This is a genomic window from Streptomyces changchenzhani (genome assembly GCF_039766235.1).
GTDB lineage: Bacteria > Actinomycetota > Actinomycetes > Streptomycetales > Streptomycetaceae > Streptomyces.
The window spans coordinates 362664-377952 of the sequence record NZ_JBDHNH010000007.1 but is presented as its reverse complement, the minus strand read 5'-3'; the positions used below and the strand labels follow the sequence as shown (position 1 = coordinate 377952).

Here is a 15289-nt window from a genome sequence, read left to right as displayed (position 1 = left end):
TAGCCCTGGCATGACCGCAATGACACCCGGCTCGAACATCCCGCTTTCGACCGCCCGCGTGGCCGTGGACGTCGCCGCTCCGGTGCGGCTCGACGTATCGGGCCTGCTGCTCACCGCCGACGGCAAGGTGCGCTCCGACGACGACTTCATCTTCTTCAACCAGCCTACGGGACCCGGTGTCGTCCACCGGTCCGGCGGCGGCTCGGCGCCCGACGCGATCGTGGTGGACACCGCCGCGGTGCCGCCCGGCATCGAGAAGATCGTGATCACCGCGAGCCCCGACGCCGCGGGCCAGTCCTTCCAGGGCATCGAGCCCACCGCCACCGTGCGCAACGCCGACGACGGCAGCGCCATCGCCACCTTCACCCCGCCGCAGCTCGGCACCGAAACGGCGCTGGTGATCGTGGAGATCTACCTGCGCAACGGCGCCTGGAAGGTGCGCGCCGTCGGCCAGGGTTACGCGAACGGGCTGGCGGGCATCGCCACGGACTTCGGCGTCTCGGTGGACGAGCCCGCCGCCGCGGCCGCCCCGACACTTGCTCCGGCCGCTCCGGTGGCCCCCTCGGCCCCTCCGGTGGCCGACCCCAGGGTTGCCGCCCAGGCAGCCTCGGCGGCCCCTCAGGCGCCGCCTGCGCCCCCCGCGCCGCCTGCCGCGGCCGGAAAGATCAACCTGGACAAGGGGCGCGTCAGTCTCCAGAAGAACCAGACCGTTTCCCTGGTCAAGAACGGCCGTCCGCTGCTGTCCCAGGTCAAGATGGGGCTCGGCTGGGAGCCCGCCTTCCGGGGCAAGGACATCGACCTGGACGCGTCCGTCATCGCCTACGACGGAAACCGTAAGCACCTCGACAGCTGCTACTTCGGCAAGCTCACGATCCTGAACGGCTCCGTGAAGCACTCCGGAGACAACCTCACCGGTGAGGGCGCGGGCGACGACGAGGTCATCACCGTCGACCTCGGCCGCATCCCCCCGGAGGCGACCGGCCTGGTCTTCACGGTGAACTCGTTCTCCGGCCAGAAGTTCAGCGAGGTCGCCAAGGCCTACTGTCGTCTGCTGGACGCGGCGACCGGCGAGGAGCTGGTGCGCTTCGATCTGACGGGCGCCGAGCCGCAGACGGGCGTGATGATGGCGAAGCTGATCAAGCAGTTCTCGGGGGAATGGGAAATGACCGCGATGGGCGACTTCGCGAAGAGTCGCACCGTTCGCGGCATGGTCAAGCCGGCTGCCCAGGCCCTCTAGCGCTCGCGCGCCGGAGGGACTAGAGCTTCGTCAGCTTGACGAAAGGACTCAGGATGCGGCCCTGTCGCCCCGCGAAGTCGATGAGCACTGCGGCATCTCCTTCGACTGCGACAACCCTCCCAAGTCCGAACTGGTCGTGCGAGACCCGGTCGCCCACATCGAAAACCTCGATCGGTGGGGCGGCCGCGGCCGGGACGTTGAAGGGACTGGACGGCAGGTAACGCCGGGCTCCGGCTGACTTTGTCATTGCTTGAGAGTATGCGCCCCGCGCGCCCGCCACGCCATGCCCGTCCTTGATCACTTGCCCCAGGCCCAGTTCGCACCCCTTCCCGCCTCGGCCGACGCCACCGTCCGGAACGCCTCACCCGTCAGCCCACCAAGGGTGCGCCGACCAGGCATTCCGGACGGAGCGTGATCGCACCGACACCCTGCGGGATTCGACAAGTCACCCCGTTGACGGTTTCCGTACGGAGGTCGTCACACGGCCTTCAATCGGTGTCCCAACTGTTTGCCGTGGCGCGTATGGGCAATTCATTCTTCCGCGAATACTCCGACCCGAGCGGCACCCGTCGGACGGCCCTCGCTGTTCGACCGAAAACCCTCTCCGCGGCGTAATACGGGCACGCTTTTCGATCTTTTCGATTGCGAAGGGGGCCGCTTCCGAACAGACGCCGGCCCAGCGCGACGCCCGCAACCGAGGGGGCGCGGCGCGCGTCGCTCATGGCGTCCGGGAAACTGGATCACTGGCAGCAACCGCACCACTGGATCAACTGGATCACGCGAGGGGATCACGGCATGGCCGAGCGCGCGGAGTACCGCATCGTCTCGCTGCTCGGCGAGGGCGCGACGGGCCGCGTCGAGCTGGCGCAGGCGGCGTCCGGGCAGCTGGTCGCCCTCAAGACCGTGCACCAGCACCTCGCGGCGGAGCGCAGCTTCCGCGAGCTCTTCCGCCGTGAGGCGACCGCCGCGCACGCCGTCGGCGGGCCGTTCACGGCGGCGGTCGTCGACGGCGGGATCGAGGACGGGCAGCCCTGGCTGGCCACCGAGTTCTGTGTGGGCCCCGCCCTCGTGGAGACGGTCACCACGCTCGGCCCGCTGGACCCGCCGAGCCTCGGCACCCTCGGTACGGCGCTCACCGTCGCCCTGTCGGCCCTGCACGCCGCTGGACTGGTCCACCGCGAACTCAAACCGGCCCATGTGATCGTCACCCGCGGCGGCCCGAAGCTCATCGGCTTCGGCGCCGGATACCCCGAGGACGCCACCGGACCGCTCGGCTTCATCGCCCCGGAGCAGCTGACGCCCGGCGCCCAAGTGGGCCCGCCCGCCGATGTGTTCGGGCTCGGCGTGCTGCTGGCCCTGTCCAGCACCGGGCGCAACCCGCACGGCTCGGGCGGCGCCGAGAAAGTCCTCCGGCGCACGCTGCACGAAGCGCCCGACCTGATCGGTGTCCCCGGCCCCCAGTGGCCGGGCTTCATCGCGCACTGCCTCGCCAAGAGCCCCGCGGACCGCCCCACCGTCCCCGAGGCCCTGGCCTGGTGCGCCGGCCAGGCCGCCCCCGTGCCGTGGTGGGAGGAGGAGCCGATGTTCGGGGTGATCCGCGAACACGAGGACGAAGTGACCGAACTCCTCGGTCTCGGCGAATCCGACCCCGAAATCGACGCGGCCACGGACCCGGAATGGCAGGTATGACGGCGGGCATGATGCCGGGCTCCCCGATATTCGCGTAGCGGGCGATCTTCGCGCAGCTGGCCTTTCCTACGGGCGTGAAGACGGCAGGGACGGAGACGGCGGGCGCCGAGACAGCAGGCCGAGACAGCAGGAGTGAATTCGCCGAATTCCGCCGAGATTCGACGAATTCCGAATCCGCGCATTCCCCGAAGCCCGAAGAGCGCTCACACTCCATGTCCGGGCGCACCAACAACGGTTGAACATCACCGAGTCCCGAGAGGCCACCGACGATGAACGCGCCCGCCACCGAACGTACCGAAAGCACCGCCCGCCGTGTCCTCGTCAGTGGCGCCTCGCGCGGCCTGGGCCGCGCCGTCGCCCGGGCCTTCGCCGGCAACGGCGACCGCGTCGCCGTGCACTACGGCTCGCGGCGCGAGGACGCGCAGCGCACCTTCGACGGGCTCCCCGGCGCAGGCCATGTGCTGGTCGGCGGCGACCTCTCGGACCCGGCCGGGGCGGCCGAAGTCGCGGCCCTGGCTGCGGACGGACTCGGCGGCATCGACGTCCTGGTGAACAACGCCGCCGTCAACGAGCGCCACCCCCTCGCAGAGACGTCGTACGAGGACTGGGCAGCCGTATGGCAGCGGCACGTGTCCGTCAATCTCCTCGCCACGGCCAATCTCAGCCATCTCGCCGCCCGCCGGATGATCGACCAGGGTGGCGGCGGCCGGATCGTCAACATCGGTTCGCGCGGCGCCTTCCGCGGCGAGCCGGACCACCCCGCCTACGGGGCGACCAAAGCGGCCGTGCACGCGCTCGGCCAGTCGCTGGCCGTCTCGCTGGCCCCGTACGGAATCGGGGTGGCCTCGGTGGCACCGGGGTTCTTCGAGACCGAGCGGGTGGCGCACCGGCTGAGCGGCGCGGAGGGCGAGGCGATCCGGGCGCAGAGCCCGTTCGGCCAGGTGGCTTCGGCGGACGAGGTCGCATCGGCGGTGCTGTGGCTCGCTTCGCCCGCCGCCGAATGGTCGTCGGGCGCGGTGCTGGACCTCAACGGCGCTTCGCATTTGCGTACTTGAGCGCGGCGCCGCCGGACCCCCCTCGGGGCGGCTGTCGGCGTGCCCGGCAAGTGGTTCGAAGAATCTTCGTAAAGAAGGTCAACAGGCATGGAACACCCGTAATCCCAAGATTCAGTGCAGAACGCCTTGACCGCCGCCGAAGGCCGCATATAGACATGCCCTACCGGCCCGGGACCGGGGGAAATACTCGGGCGGATTCGTACCTGCGGGGGAGGCGAGCCTGTGGATGCCAGGCAGGCCCGCGACCTCCATGAGAGCCGGCTGATGCAGCTGGCCAATGTGACCGGAGTCGGCATCGGGAAGGACGAGCACTCAAGCGCGGACATGATCGTTGTGTTCGTTACGCGCAAAGTGCCCCGTGACCGGCTTCGGACCGAAGATGTGGTGCCGCCGGAGCTCGACGGCGTACCCGTGCGTGTGGTCGCGATCGGCGACATCCACGCACAGGACGACGAGCCCTGACGGACCGTAGAACCGGGGAAGAGGTGGTCTGGCGTGAGCCAGCCCGAGATGATGCGTGGACCGACCGGCGGACAGGTAAGCGACCGCTCCCGCCAGCAGGCAGTGCACGACTTCATGAACCCGCAGGAGCCGCTGACCAACGTCGTCGGCTTCGGCCACGGCGTGAAGTGGAGCGACGGGCAGCCCACCGGCGTGCCGGCCCTGCTCGTCTTCGTGAACCAGAAGGTTCCGGAATCCATGCTTCCGGAGCGGGACCTGATCCCGCGCCGGATGGAGGACGGCACCCCGACCGACGTGGTCGCGGTCGGCCATGTCTCCGCCCAGCGCCAGCAGCGTCAGCAGCGCCGCGGCGCCGAGCAGGAAACCCAGTACCAGCCGGACGGCGGCATGAGCGAGCAGCGCTCCCAGCTGTCCCAGCCGCTGCTCCAAGAGCTCGGCGGACTTGGCGCGTTCGAACCACAGCTCCTCAAGCGCCGGCTGCGTCCGGCCCCCTCCGGCATCTCGGTGGGCAACGTACGGGTGACGGCCGGCACGCTCGGCAGTGTGGTGTACGACTTCCTGCCCGGTGCGACCACCGACCCGCCCGGGTCGGGGCTCGGCACCCCGGCGAAGTTCTACATCCTCAGCAACAACCACGTACTCGCCGACTCCAACAGGGCTCCGGCGGGCAGCGCGATCGTCCAGCCCGGCGTGTTCGACGGCGGGCAGGACCCGGCCGACAGGATCGCGACGCTGGACCGGTTCATCACCATCCAGTTCGCGCCGCAGATTCCGCTGGACCGGCACAACAACGTCGTCGACGCCGCACTGGGCACGGTGGACTTCCAGGACGCCACCCGTGATCAGTACTTCAGCGGCGCGCCGCGCGCCTGGCGGCGCAAGGCCAACGTGGCCGTCGGTGACCTGGTCAAGAAGACCGGTCGTACGACCAACATCAGCTTCGGCCGGATCATCGCGGTCGACGCGACGATCGACGTGAACTACGGGACCGCCGGGACGGCGCGGTTCAAGGACCAGATCCTGACGACGAACATCTCCGCGGGCGGCGACTCCGGTTCGCTGGTCACCTCGCAGGACAACGTCGCCCTCGGCCTGCTCTTCGCGGGCTCCCAGGTCGTGACCGTGGTCAACCACATCGAAACCGTCCGCGCACTGCTGCGCGTCGAAATCGCCGAGCAGCTGGCCTGACGGGAGGAGACACCCATGTCCACCCAGGCACGGAAATCATCGCAGGGTCAGGACCGCTCCGCGCACCGTTACCTCAACGCGCAGGGCGCGGAAGTGAAGTCGCGCGAGGAAGCCTTCGCGACGCCGTTGGACCTTTCGGCCGAGGCCGTATCAACGGCCGACAAGCTGGAACTGCACAACGGCCAGACCACCTTCGCCATCGAGGTGAAGTACAACCCCAACACGTACCCGCATGCGGTGACGGGCGGTCAGATCACGTCCGGTATCTGCGGCGCCCCGTGGAACATCACGGGCGGCTTCATCGGCGAGCAGATCAGGCTCGACGCGAAGCGTGCGGGGCAGGGCTCCTGCGCCAACACGATCACGATCGTGGGCGAGTTCCAGAATCCGTCGTCGTACCGAGGTACGTACGGGTTCGACGGGGCGACATCGTCGTTCAAGCACACGACGAAGTACCAGTAGCACGTACGTACGCGCTACTGGCACCGAGTAGCACCGAGTGACCGAGAACGTGAACCGGCGGGCGGCGGGATCCATGGGGACCCGCCGCCCGTCCGCACGCATGCCCGCACGCGTTTCACCGCAGCCGCGCAGCCACACCTCACCGCCGAGCTGGGGGTGGCGGTCAACTCCCGCTGCGCGAGCGGGCCTTGAAGGCCGCCTTGCGGGCCTCCTTGGCCGACTTGCGGTCCGGGTGCAGCCGGCCCATCGCCTCCAGCACGTCCGCCGTGGACGGGTGCTCCACCCGCCAGGCCGTGTCGAAGAACCCGCTGTGCTGTCCGGTGAGCCCCGCCACCAGGTCCTGGAGCTCCGCCGGTTCGCCGTCCGCGTCGAGCTGGGCCGCGATGGTGTCGATCGCCAGCCAGAAGATCATCGTGTCGGGCGGCGGCGGCACGTCGGAGGCGCCGCTCTCGGCGAGCCAGACCCGGGCCAGGCCGCCCAGCTCCGCGTCGTCCAGCACCTCGCGCACGGCGGGCTCCGCCTCCGGACCGACCAGCGACAGCGCCTGCTGGCTGCGGAGCCTGCGCAGCGGCGCACCCCGGTCGGCGCCGCGCGCGGCGGCGAGCAACTCCCGTGCGGCGGTGGCCGGTTCGCGGCGGGCGAGCCAGAGCACGGTCTCCCCCCGCGCCGAGATCTCGGGGAAGTACGCGATGCCGTCGAGCAGTGTGTCCGCGCCCTTGTCCACGAGGTCACCGACGGCGGGCGCGTCCACGCCCGCTTCGAGCATCCGGGACCTGACCCCGTACAGGCCGAGCGGTGTGAGCCCGACCATCCCGTACCGGGTCACGTCCTCCTCGTCGACGGGCGGCTGAGGTTCGTCCGACGCGCCGTCCTCGCCCGCCTCCGCCATCAGCGCCTCGTCGACGGGCCGGTAGACGACGAGCCCGACCGGCTCCAGTACCCGGAACTGGTCGTCGAGCCGCATCATCGCGTCCGACACCTGCTCCAGTACATCGTCGGTGGGCTCGCCCATGTCGTCGGGCACGATCATCGACGCAGCGAGAGCGGGCAGCGGCACCGGCCCCTCGGCCACGCCGGACGACACGGTCAGCAGATACAGATTACCCAGGACGCCCTCCAGGAACTCGGCCTCCGCCTCCGGGTCCCACTGCAGCGCCCCGAAGTCGATCTCGCCGTCCTCGTCGATGACCTCGGCGAGGTCCTCCAGGACGGGCGCGGTCGCGTCGGCGAATACGGCGTCGAGGGCGTCGAGCCAGATCGCGAGGATGTCCTGCGGACTTCCGGAGGTGAGCGTCGCCAGGTTCTCGCCGGCCATGACCGTGCCGGTCGCGTCCGACGCCACGGCGCCCCCGCCCCCGCCCCCGCCCCCGTCCCCGTCTTCGTCGGCGTCCATGATGTCGACCAGGCCCGTATCGACGGCGATCCGCCAGGCCTCGCTCGCATCGGCGGCGCCGTCCTCGTCGTCGGCGAGGCCGAGGTGCGCGGCAGCAACGGGCAGTTGCTCGTCGGCGAGTTCGCCGCCCGCTCCGACCCGGGTCGCGGGCCCGGCCCAGCGGGCGAGCAGGGCGGCGCGCGCGAGCAGCGGGGAGGCGAGCGCCTCGCGTGCCAGCTCGGCGTCGGAGTGCAGCTGGACCGGCGGCAGGGTCGGGCGGTCTCCGGACATCTGGTGATTCTCCTCGGGGCATGCGGCTCGGGCGGCCCCCAGCGTAGACGTATTTGCCCCCATGCCACCTGGTTCATGTACCGGTCAGGAGCCGTACACCCGGTGACCCTTGACAACCCCTGGGCCGACACAAGAGATTGACGCGCGTAGACCCTTGTTCCGCAACCCTTCTCGCACTCACTCACACCCTCCCGGAGCCTCGTGATGACTGCCCGTTCCTCCCTCCCCCGGTCCGCCGCCGTCGCGGCCGTAGTCGCCGCCGCGCTGACCGGCGGCCTGCTCGCAGCCTCGACCTCGGCCTCCGCGTCCGACGCCGCCGACGGGACGCGGATCCACGACATCCAGGGCAGTACCCGGATATCCCCGCTCGTGGGGCAGCAGGTCACCGACGTCACCGGCATCGTCACGGGCGTGCGGACGTACGGCTCGAAGGGCTTCTGGTTCCAGGACCCGCAGGCCGACCGCTCCGCCGCCACCAGCGAGGGCATCTTCGTCTTCACCAGCTCCGCGCCGACGGTCGCTGTGGGCGACGCGGTGAAGGTGACGGGCACGGTCGGCGAGTACGTCCCGGGCGGGGCCAACTCCGGCAACCAGGCGCTCACCCAGATCGCGAAGCCCACGGTGATCGTGACGTCCTCCGGCAACGCGGTGCCCGCGCCGGTCACCCTCTCCGCGAAGTCCGTCCCTTCGGCGTACGCCCCGGAAGGCGACCCGGCGGCGGGCGGCAGCATCAACGCGCTGCCGCTGCAGCCCCGTACGTATGCCCTGGACTTCTACGAGTCGCTGGAGGGCAGCAATGTCCGCGTCGGCAGCTCGCGGGTGGTCGGCGCGACCGACGCGTACAACGAGCTGTGGGTCACGGTGAAGCCGCACGAGAACGTGAGCCGGCGCGGTGGCGCGGTGTACGGCTCGTACACCGCACAGAACACCGGCCGGATCCAGATCCAGCAGCTCGCCCCGGTCGCCCAGCAGCCCTTCCCCAAGGCCGATGTGGGTGACGTGCTGTCCGGCAGGACCGAAGGGCCCCTGGACTTCAACCAGTTCGGCGGCTACACGCTGACGGCCCGCACCCTCGGCACGGTCACCGACCGCGGCTTGGTGCGCGAGGAGACCCGCGCGCAGCGCGGCGGCGAGCTGTCGGTGGCGTCGTACAACGTCGAGAACCTCGACCCGACCGACCCGCAGGAGAAGTTCGACGCCCTCGCCGCCGCGGTCGTCGACAACCTGGCCTCGCCCGACATCCTCGCCCTGGAGGAGATCCAGGACAACAACGGCGCGAAGAACGACGGCACCGTGGCCGCCGACGAGACGCTGAGGAAGTTCATCACCGCGATCACGGCGGCGGGCGGTCCGGCGTACGAGTGGCGGAGCATCGACCCGGTCGACAAGCGGGACGGCGGGGAGCCCGGCGGCAGCATCCGCCAGGTCTTCCTCTTCAACCCCGAGCGGGTCTCCTTCACCGACCGCGCGGGCGGCGACGCGACGACCCCGACGGGTGTCGTACGGGAGAAGGGCCGCGCGGCCCTGACGCTCTCCCCCGGCCGGATCGACCCGGCGAACGCCGCCTGGGCCGACAGCCGCAAGCCGCTCGCCGTCGAGTTCACCTTCCGCGGCCGTACGGTCTTCCTGATCGCCAACCACTTCGGTTCCAAGGGCGGCGACGAGAGCCTGGTCTCGCACCACCAGCCGCCGGTGCGCGGGTCTGAGGTCAAGCGTCTTGCGCAGGCGAAGTCGGTCAACGCCTTCGTCAAGGACATCCTCAAGGCGCAGCGCGGCGCCGACGTCCTGGTCCTGGGCGACATCAACGACTTCGAGTTCTCCGCGACGACCAAGGCGCTCACGGACGGTGGGGCGCTGTACCCCGCCGTCAAGTCACTGCCGAAGTCCGAGCGTTACAGCTACGTCTACCAGGGCAACAGCCAGGTGCTCGACCAGATCCTGACCAGCCCGTCGATCGACGACTTCGCCTACGACAGCGTGCACATCAACGCGGAGTTCGCCGACCAGAACAGCGACCACGACCCGCAGGTGCTGCGCTTCCGCCCGTAACCAACAACCAACAGTTCTACGCGCCCGCGCTGAAGCTCAGCGCGGGCGCGTACCGCTGCACCCCACCACCGGTCACACCCGGGTAATCCCACACCTTCTGCCACTGGGCCGTCGGCGAGCCCACCCCTTGGCCGGCCCCGGAGAGCGCCTCGATGTGCGCCTCGGCGCTCTCCCACTCCGCGTAGTTCAGCACCCGGGTGCCGTCCGTGCTCACGTGAAAGTGCCCGGAGATTCCGCCGGGGTGGGGGTGCGGGTCGGTCCCGAGCGCCTCGAAGACGCTGTCGGTCCAGTCCCGCTGCCGCTCCGGGTCGGGCCCGTCGAACTCCACGTCGACGATCACGACGGACCCGGGCACCCGGCCGGCCCCCTCTCCCAGCGGCGTACTGCGGTAGAGCTCGTACGTCCGCAACGCGAGCCGCTCGATCCCGGGCACCCCGGCGTCGATCTCTGCGTTCCTGTCGTCCCGGCCCTCGCGCACGAAGGTGAGGTAGGCCCCCGCGTCGGTCCACTGCGAGTAGTGGAGCAAGCTCCGGCCGTCCTCACCGGTGCAGACGCTGTACGAGAGGAGCCCCTCGTGCGGCCAGTCCCGGCTCTCCCAGGCCTTGGCAATGACCTCGACGGCGGCACGCTGCCGCTCGGGGGTACCAACGTCCCAGGTGGAGGACTTGACGACGCCGACGCCGGAACGGGTGAGGTTGGGGCGGGGGTTGGTCTGCACGAACATGGTGGTCTCCTCGGGCCTTACGTCTCCGCGTCTCCGCGGTGGGTCACGAGAACCATCGTGAAACGTAAAGCATGGTTGAGGTCAACACTCCCAATCCCCACCCTCATCTTCGCGGGGAATCCCGGCCTTCAGGCCGGGAGGGAATGCGATCTCAGAACCGCTCTGACCCGCGGGTCACATGGGCGTTCCTGTGTCCATCACCGTCGATAGGGCAGCAGCAGGAGCATCTCCGGTCACAACCGTTCAGCACTGCTTGCCATTCACCACAAGAAAATCTAAGTAGACCTTCACTGTCTGATGGGCCAAGACTGCCGACATGACGCCATCACGCCCCTTCGGCCGCGCCCTCTGCGCGATGATCACGCCCTTCACCCCCGAGGGCACGCTGGACCTGGACCGCGCCCAGAAGCTCGCCGACCGCCTGGTAGCCGACGGCGGCTGCGAAGGCCTCGTGCTGAACGGCACCACCGGCGAGTCCCCGACCACCACCGACGCCGAGAAGAGCGCGCTCGTACGGGCCGTGTCCGAGGCGGTCGGCGGCCGGGCGGCCGTCCTCGCCGGGGTGGGCAGCGCCGACACCCGGCACACCGTCGAGCTGGCCCGGGACGCCGAAATGGCGGGCGCAGATGGCCTGTTGGTGGTTACGCCGTACTACAGCCGCCCGCCTCAGGCCGCCGTGGAGGCACACTTCCGCCGAGTCGCGGACGCGGTCGGCGTGCCGCTGATGCTCTACGACATCCCGGGCCGCACCGGCACCCGCATCGAGGTCGAGACGCTACTGCGGCTCGCGGAGCACCCGCGGATCAGCGCGGTCAAGGACTGCGCGTACGACCTGCTCTCCAGCGCCACCGTGATCGCCCGCACCGGCCTCGCGTACTACTCGGGCTGCGAGGAACTGAACCTGCCGCTCTACGCGGTGGGCGGCGCGGGGTGCGTCAGCACCGTCGCCAACGTCGCGCCCCGCGCGATGCGGGCGATCCTCGACGCCTACGACGCGGGGGACACCGTCGGGGCCACCCGCGCCCATCAGCGCACGCTCCCCCTGGTCACGCTGATGATGGCGTCCGGCCTGCCCGGCACGGTCACCACGAAGGGGCTGCTTGGCGCGCTCGGACTGCCCGCGGGCCCGGTCAGGGAGCCCCTGCTGCCCGCCGACGCGGCGACGGTCGACGGCTTGCTGGCAGCGTACGAGGAGCTGGTCGGCCCGTAACTTCCTTGGCCCGCACCGGAGTAACACCGGCGCGAGCCACCTCGACGACACGCGCGTCGCCGAGCGCGACGGCTCCGGGCACCCGATCGCCCCCCTTACTCAGTGGCGCACCGAGTAAGAGTTCGCACGCCCGAAGCCCGAGCCGGGCACCCTAACCACCGCTCCGCTCCCGACAACCGGCGAGCACGGCGCGAACCGTTTTGCCCACCACCCGGTCGCGTACGTCGAGTTCGTCGGCGAGCGCGCGGACGAGCTGCAGCCGCGTCCGAACTCGTCCTCCGGGAGCGGATTCGTGTGCAGGAGGAGCCCTTTGGTCGGATCGGACACCTCGATGGTGCAGGTGCCCGAAGAGTCCACGGCGACCTTCACCTCAAAGAGGCGGCCGGGCACCTTCGCATGCTGGATCGCGTTGTTCGCCAGCTCCGAGACGATCAGCAGGGCGTTCTCGCTCGCTTCGCGGTAGAAGCCCCACCCCGCGAGCGCCCGACCCACCTGGCTCCGGGCGAGCCGTGCACAGGCGGGCCGGGGTGCGAACTGCATGCGCCAGACATCGGGAGGTGTGGAGCGCGTTCCTTCAGCGCGCTGAGGATGTTTCGCCGATCGCGGGTCCGTGTCCGGCCTGCTGTTACTCATAGCGCGGTCTCCTCCTGCATGATGGAGTTGGCAGTGCCTTGCACTTGCTGACCCGTGCCGGCCACTCGACCGTACAAGGGGGAGCGGCCGGCACGGGGGTCTCGGTCACCTGTCCTTGCGCACGGGAACAGGGTTGTTCGGGTCGTCGAGCCACACCTCGCGGAAGGGTCCGCCGCGGGTCGTGAGGCCGAAGCGTTCGAAGCCCGGGCGACCTTGTTGGTGCCACCATCCATAGGCGCCTTCGAGCTGCTCCCAGAGATTTCGTGGCCCAGCCTGGGCGACCTCGAATTCCGCTCGGCCCTTCACGTAGTCCGCGGTGGCCCAGCTCGTCACGCCCGTGTCGAAGAGCCACAGGCGGTAGGAACCGTCCTCGCCCCAGTCGACACGACAGAAGAGGTCCGGCACCTGCACACCGATGGCGAACATGCAGATCCAGTCGCCCACGTCGTCCGGTGACAGAGCAGTCTTGGACTTGGCGGCTCCCGCGGGCCACTTCTTCGGGGCCAGGAACTGGCCTGTGGGCGGCAGGTGTTTGCGCTGTTGACGCAGACGCATGAACGCGGACGACCCAATGAACTGCCCCTGGGCCACTCCGTCTTCATCCACGACAAGACGCGCGACCGCCTCCCCTCCGTACACGGGACCCCAAGGAGCGACGATGACCGCGCCCGGATGTGCCTGCCCGATCCATTGGGAGGGGATGGCGCCGACCGAGGCCGTCGCAATGATCCGGTCGTACGGGCTTCGAAGGCCGTAGCCCACAGAGCCATCACCTACGACGACTTCCGGATCAAAGTCGGCAGCGAGCAGCCGACTGCGGGCCTCCTGGGCAACGGCGGCGTCAATCTCGACAGTAACGACGTTCTGATCACCGAGCCGTCGGCAGAGGAGAGCGGCATTCCACCCGGTTCCCGTGCCGATCTCCAGCACCCGGTTCCCGGCCTCGACGTCAAGGGCGCTGAGCATCGAGAAGACCATGGTGGGCATCGAGGAAGAGGACGTGGGCATACGGCCCTTGCCTGCCCCTGTGTACTCGCCATCGTCCCACTGCGTTGTGATCGGCGCGTCCGCGTAGACCGCCTTCCACCACAGGTCGGGGCTTTCGGATCGGACCACCCTGTCATCCTGGCGGTTCATCCCCGAGCGGCCCGGCCAGATCACATCCGGAACGAACCGGTCGCGCGGCACAGTCCTGAAAGCGGGCAGCCAGTCAGAGGTCAGCGCTCCCTTTTCCATGAGCCCGGAGGCCAGCCCGTCAGGGCCGGCCTCCGTCTCCATCTCCTGAGCCACTACTTGCCGTCCGCCGGGCGCTGGCCGTCGTTGGTATTGCCACCCTCGTCGGAACCGCCGCCGCCGTGCTTGTTACCCGAGTCACTGTCGTCCTGCGGGTTTCCACCTTCAGTCTTCAGAATCCACCAAGCACGCATTTGCGATTCCTCCTCGTTCATCCTGACCGGCGAGGCTTGCGTCGCCGTGAGCCTCGCCGGTTCGCTGTCTGTAACTTGCCAACTGCGGGAATAGTGAGATCAGTTAACACAAGACGTACACAACGAGTCGTGGCCAAGCTCCAGCCAGGGTGCGCAAGCCCTTGACATGAAAGAGTGATGCTATGGAGAGCACACCTGCCGCGGGAGAGAACATCGCAGTGCTGCGCAAGGCGCGCGGGGTAGGTCAGGCGAAACTTGCCCGGCAAGCCCAGATCTCGATGTCCTACCTGACCAAGATCGAGACCGGGCTTCGCCCGGCTACGCCGCCCGTGGTTGCGGCCATTGCCAACGCTCTCCACGTCACCACCGCGCGCATCTACGGTCAGCCGTTCCTCGGTCCTTCCGAGCAGGCCGACTTGCTCAACGAGCTCCGGGGGGCGGTCCGGCGGCACACCCTCCCCAAGGAAGACCAGCCCGACCCCGATGCGCTGGCCGCCGATGCCCAGAAGGCAGCGCGGCTTCGGGCGGACACGCAGTACCTCGAACTCCTGCGGATGCTCCCGAAACTGCTTGGCCAGGCCACCGCAACGGCCATGGCCAACAGAGGGGAGGCTGGAGCCTGGGCTCAGGTGTCGGATGCATACGGCTGCGCCTATGCCCTTGCTCACCGCCTGGCCCAGCCGGATCTTGCAGACATGATCGTGTCCAGGCAGACCTGGGCTGCCCAGCAGACCTGGAACCCCGAGGCGGAGGCCGCGGCAGCCTGGAATGAGGCCGGCACGTACCAGTCCGCCGGCCAGTACGACGACGGATTGTCGATCGTCGAGCGGGCCATTTCCCAGTTCGAGTCGGCGGGAGGCAACGGGGCCGACAAGGCCATAGCCCTGGGGTCTCTCCACCTCCGCGGAGTGGTCCTGGCCTCTCGCCACAAGGACAAGCACGCCACCACGGATCACCTTCGCAGGGCCAAGGCACTGGCTCAGGATTTTCCTCGTGACCTTCTTCGGCACAACTTGACCTTCGGGGCGGGGAACACAGCGTTGTACGAATTGGCGGCCTATATCGAGTTGGGCCAGCCGGACAAGGCAGCGGAGATGTCCCGTCCGCTGATGGGCAATCCGCCGATAGGGCTGAAGCCAAACCGGGTCGGACGGCTCTACATCGACGTTGCCCGAGCACGATTGGCCACCAAAGACCTCCAAGGGACCGAGGATGCGCTCAAGGAGGCATTCGCAGTCTCCCCTCAGATGACTGAAATCCATCCAATGAGCCGCGAGGTTCTGCGAGTTCTGTTCGTGATGCACCAGAGGAGTCGGCCAGACCTCATGGCTATGGCAAAGCGATCAGGGCTTACTTCCTGAGCATGGCAACACCCCGCATGAACGGCAGCGTCGCTCAGCAGTCCGGCATCGATTGCCACCGGCACAAGTTGAGCGCCCTCCCACGGCCGTCCAGGGCTGCGAGAGGGCGCTCAGTGGTGACCACCGCCG

The 15289-nt window shown here is 69.1% G+C and carries 15 protein-coding genes; 9 read left to right on the top strand and 6 right to left on the bottom strand.

All coding sequences use genetic code 11. The features are described 5' to 3' along the window. Positions 1–10 precede the first annotated feature (10 nt). Positions 11–1237, top strand: coding sequence for a TerD family protein (locus ABCR94_RS23480; RefSeq protein ID WP_347121871.1), 1227 nt, complete (start codon positions 11–13; stop codon positions 1235–1237). Positions 1238–1256: 19 nt separating this feature from the next. Here ABCR94_RS23480 and ABCR94_RS23475 read toward each other — a convergent pair whose 3' ends face one another. After that, positions 1257–1484, bottom strand: a complete 228-nt coding sequence (locus ABCR94_RS23475) for a hypothetical protein (protein WP_283516675.1) — start codon at positions 1482–1484, stop codon at positions 1257–1259. A 548-nt stretch (positions 1485–2032) separates the two neighbouring features. Between ABCR94_RS23475 and ABCR94_RS23470 the strand changes: the two genes are divergently transcribed. From ABCR94_RS23470 to ABCR94_RS23450, 5 genes are all read left to right on the top strand, one after another. Then, on the top strand, positions 2033–2926 hold the full coding sequence (locus ABCR94_RS23470) for a serine/threonine-protein kinase (RefSeq protein WP_347121869.1): 894 nt from the start codon (positions 2033–2035) through the stop codon (positions 2924–2926). Positions 2927–3195: 269 nt separating this feature from the next. Further along, positions 3196–3981 (top strand): SDR family NAD(P)-dependent oxidoreductase, encoded by a 786-nt coding sequence (locus ABCR94_RS23465; protein WP_347121868.1) that lies wholly within the window; start codon positions 3196–3198, stop codon positions 3979–3981. A gap of 222 nt (positions 3982–4203) precedes the next feature. Then, on the top strand, positions 4204–4443 hold the full coding sequence (locus ABCR94_RS23460; RefSeq protein WP_347121866.1) for a hypothetical protein: 240 nt from the start codon (positions 4204–4206) through the stop codon (positions 4441–4443). Positions 4444–4476: 33 nt separating this feature from the next. Then, on the top strand, positions 4477–5631 hold the full coding sequence (locus ABCR94_RS23455) for a chymotrypsin family serine protease (protein ID WP_347121864.1): 1155 nt from the start codon (positions 4477–4479) through the stop codon (positions 5629–5631). 15 nt (positions 5632–5646) lie between these two features. Continuing rightward, entirely contained in the window at positions 5647–6093 is a 447-nt protein-coding gene (locus ABCR94_RS23450; RefSeq protein WP_347121863.1) for a hypothetical protein, read from the top strand. Positions 6094–6256: 163 nt separating this feature from the next. On the opposite strand, the gene ABCR94_RS23445 is transcribed toward ABCR94_RS23450, so the two are convergent. Further along, the gene (locus ABCR94_RS23445) at positions 6257–7756 is read right to left on the bottom strand and encodes a hypothetical protein (RefSeq protein ID WP_347121861.1); all 1500 of its coding nucleotides are present in this window, start codon (positions 7754–7756) and stop codon (positions 6257–6259) included. Between the two features lie 204 nt (positions 7757–7960). Between ABCR94_RS23445 and ABCR94_RS23440 the strand changes: the two genes are divergently transcribed. Further along, on the top strand, positions 7961–9805 hold the full coding sequence (locus tag ABCR94_RS23440; protein WP_347121860.1) for a DUF8508 domain-containing protein: 1845 nt from the start codon (positions 7961–7963) through the stop codon (positions 9803–9805). A 16-nt stretch (positions 9806–9821) separates the two neighbouring features. On the opposite strand, the gene ABCR94_RS23435 is transcribed toward ABCR94_RS23440, so the two are convergent. Beyond that, the gene (locus tag ABCR94_RS23435) at positions 9822–10529 is read right to left on the bottom strand and encodes an antibiotic biosynthesis monooxygenase (RefSeq protein ID WP_347121859.1); all 708 of its coding nucleotides are present in this window, start codon (positions 10527–10529) and stop codon (positions 9822–9824) included. Positions 10530–10845: 316 nt separating this feature from the next. Here ABCR94_RS23435 and dapA point away from each other — a divergent pair, with 316 nt between their 5' ends. After that, positions 10846–11739 carry a 4-hydroxy-tetrahydrodipicolinate synthase gene (dapA, locus tag ABCR94_RS23430; protein ID WP_347121858.1) on the top strand — a complete coding sequence of 298 codons (894 nt, stop codon included), beginning with the start codon at positions 10846–10848 and terminating at the stop codon, positions 11737–11739. A 99-nt stretch (positions 11740–11838) separates the two neighbouring features. On the opposite strand, the gene ABCR94_RS23425 is transcribed toward dapA, so the two are convergent. The 3 genes from ABCR94_RS23425 to ABCR94_RS23415 all read right to left on the bottom strand — a co-directional run bounded on the left by ABCR94_RS23425 (position 11839) and on the right by ABCR94_RS23415 (position 13799). Further along, entirely contained in the window at positions 11839–12279 is a 441-nt protein-coding gene (locus tag ABCR94_RS23425; protein ID WP_347121857.1) for an ATP-binding protein, read from the bottom strand. Between the two features lie 198 nt (positions 12280–12477). Further along, positions 12478–13488 (bottom strand): methyltransferase domain-containing protein, encoded by a 1011-nt coding sequence (locus tag ABCR94_RS23420; RefSeq protein ID WP_347121855.1) that lies wholly within the window; start codon positions 13486–13488, stop codon positions 12478–12480. Positions 13489–13661: 173 nt separating this feature from the next. Further along, complete coding sequence (locus ABCR94_RS23415) at positions 13662–13799, bottom strand: hypothetical protein (protein WP_347121853.1); 138 nt, start codon at positions 13797–13799, stop codon at positions 13662–13664. A gap of 182 nt (positions 13800–13981) precedes the next feature. Here ABCR94_RS23415 and ABCR94_RS23410 point away from each other — a divergent pair, with 182 nt between their 5' ends. Beyond that, on the top strand, positions 13982–15160 hold the full coding sequence (locus ABCR94_RS23410; protein WP_347121851.1) for a helix-turn-helix domain-containing protein: 1179 nt from the start codon (positions 13982–13984) through the stop codon (positions 15158–15160). The last annotated feature ends 129 nt before the right edge of the window (positions 15161–15289 follow it).

Bases quoted from the DNA above. Each gene is read 5' to 3' on its own strand.
- ABCR94_RS23475 (WP_283516675.1), bottom strand. From the start codon at position 1,484: ATGACAAAGTCAGCCGGAGCCCGGCGTTACCTGCCGTCCAGTCCCTTC.
- ABCR94_RS23465 (WP_347121868.1), top strand. From the start codon at position 3,196: ATGAACGCGCCCGCCACCGAACGTACCGAAAGCACCGCCCGCCGTGTC.
- ABCR94_RS23480 (WP_347121871.1), top strand. From the start codon at position 11: ATGACCGCAATGACACCCGGCTCGAACATCCCGCTTTCGACCGCCCGC.
- ABCR94_RS23440 (WP_347121860.1), top strand. From the start codon at position 7,961: ATGACTGCCCGTTCCTCCCTCCCCCGGTCCGCCGCCGTCGCGGCCGTA.
- ABCR94_RS23435 (WP_347121859.1), bottom strand. From the start codon at position 10,529: ATGTTCGTGCAGACCAACCCCCGCCCCAACCTCACCCGTTCCGGCGTC.
- ABCR94_RS23450 (WP_347121863.1), top strand. From the start codon at position 5,647: ATGTCCACCCAGGCACGGAAATCATCGCAGGGTCAGGACCGCTCCGCG.
- ABCR94_RS23470 (WP_347121869.1), top strand. From the start codon at position 2,033: ATGGCCGAGCGCGCGGAGTACCGCATCGTCTCGCTGCTCGGCGAGGGC.
- ABCR94_RS23425 (WP_347121857.1), bottom strand. From the start codon at position 12,279: ATGCAGTTCGCACCCCGGCCCGCCTGTGCACGGCTCGCCCGGAGCCAG.
- ABCR94_RS23445 (WP_347121861.1), bottom strand. From the start codon at position 7,756: ATGTCCGGAGACCGCCCGACCCTGCCGCCGGTCCAGCTGCACTCCGAC.
- ABCR94_RS23415 (WP_347121853.1), bottom strand. From the start codon at position 13,799: ATGCGTGCTTGGTGGATTCTGAAGACTGAAGGTGGAAACCCGCAGGAC.
- dapA (WP_347121858.1), top strand. From the start codon at position 10,846: ATGACGCCATCACGCCCCTTCGGCCGCGCCCTCTGCGCGATGATCACG.
- ABCR94_RS23410 (WP_347121851.1), top strand. From the start codon at position 13,982: ATGGAGAGCACACCTGCCGCGGGAGAGAACATCGCAGTGCTGCGCAAG.